Annotated in this window: 1 protein-coding gene; it reads left to right on the top strand. The window is 68.3% G+C overall.

All coding sequences use genetic code 11. From position 1 onward, the window contains the following. Nucleotides 1-118: 118 nt before the first annotated feature. Nucleotides 119-1,453, top strand: coding sequence for an IS701 family transposase (locus tag E1285_RS45040; RefSeq protein WP_347814138.1), 1,335 nt, complete (start codon nt 119-121; stop codon nt 1,451-1,453). The last annotated feature ends 30 nt before the right edge of the window (nt 1,454-1,483 follow it).

The following is a 1,483-nucleotide window of genomic DNA, read 5'->3' as shown; positions in this document are numbered from 1 at the left end:
CTAGTACGGCAGTCGTAGAACGTGATCTGAACGGGCAGGGACCGGCCGTAACGTAGGACAGCCGCCCGATGATCTTCGAGTTGTGACGCAAGAAGAACCTTGGGCGGCTGCTGCCGTCATGGTAGAGGCCGAGACTGTCTGCGGTCATCTCGACGGGCTGATGGGCTCGATGGCCGGATGTTTCCGCAGGTGGGAGCCGCGGGTGCAGGCGAGGAAATACGTGCGGGCGTTGATGAGCGACCTGCCGCGCAAGAACTGCTGGACGATCGCCGAGCATGCGGGCGATGCCACACCGGGCAAGATGCAGCACCTGCTGGAACGCGCGAAGTGGGACACCATGGCCGCGATGGCGGCCGTCCGCGGCTTCGTCTGCGAGCACCTGGACGACGGTGACGCGGTCGCGATCCTGGACGAGTCCGGCCAGGAGAAGAAGGGCACCGCCACGGTCGGGGTGAAGCGGCAGTACGTCGGCTGCGCAGGCCGGGTCTCCAATGCCATCAACATCGTGTACTGCAGTTTCGCCACCCGGGCAGGTCATGCGCTGGTCGGCGCCCGCCCCTACCTGCCGCGCGAATGGGCCACCGACCCCCAGCGGCGAGCCCGGGCCGGGGTACCCGAGCACGCCGTGTTCGCCACCAAGCCCGAACTGGGCCGACAGATCCTGGCCGACCTGCACGCCGAGGGCCGGCTCCCGGGCTGGGTCACCGGCGACGAGGTCTACGGCCGCGACCCGGGCCTGCGCGCCTGGCTGGAATCGGACCAGGTCAACACCGGGTACGTACTGGGAATCTCCAAGTCGACCCGCATCGCGCTCAGCCCCGTCACCACGGCCCGCGCCGACAGCGTACTCAAGACACTGATCGCCTCTGACTGGGTCATCGACTCGTGCGGGGCCGGCTCCAAAGGCGAACGCCGGTACGCCTGGGCCTGGGTCGCCACCACCGATCCCCGCCGTCACCTGCTGGTCCGCCGCAGCCTCGCGGCGAACGACAAGGGCGTCCGCGAACTGGCGTTCTACCTGTGCTTCGCACCCGAAGGCCGACCGGTGACATTGCGTGCGCTGATCAAGGTCGCCGGACGCCGCTGGCCCGTGGAAGAGGACTTCCAGGTCGGCAAGGACGCCTTCGGGCTGGACCATTCGCAGGTCCGGACCCATCCCGCGCTGCTGCGCCACCTCGTGCTGGCCATGACCGCCATGGCCGTGGTCGCCGTCACCGCCGCCCAAGCACGCACCAACGACAGCCTCGCACCCCCACCGATCAGACCCCACCAGGCACCACCGGCCGATCCGGGACTGATCCCCCTCACAGTCGCCGAGACCAAACGCCTGGCCAACCTACTCACCCGAACCTGGCACAGCACCGAGCACCACCTGCGCTGGCACACCTGGCGACGACGCCACCAAGCCCGCGCCCGCTGGTTCCACTACCGGGCCCGCCTCAACCGCCAATGACAAGATCACGTTCTACGACTGCCGTACTAG

This window comes from Actinomadura sp. 7K507, assembly GCF_004348425.1.
Taxonomy (GTDB): domain Bacteria; phylum Actinomycetota; class Actinomycetes; order Streptosporangiales; family Streptosporangiaceae; genus Spirillospora.
The sequence above is the reverse complement of the archived record's forward strand: the minus strand, read 5'-3'. Positions and strand labels throughout refer to the sequence as shown.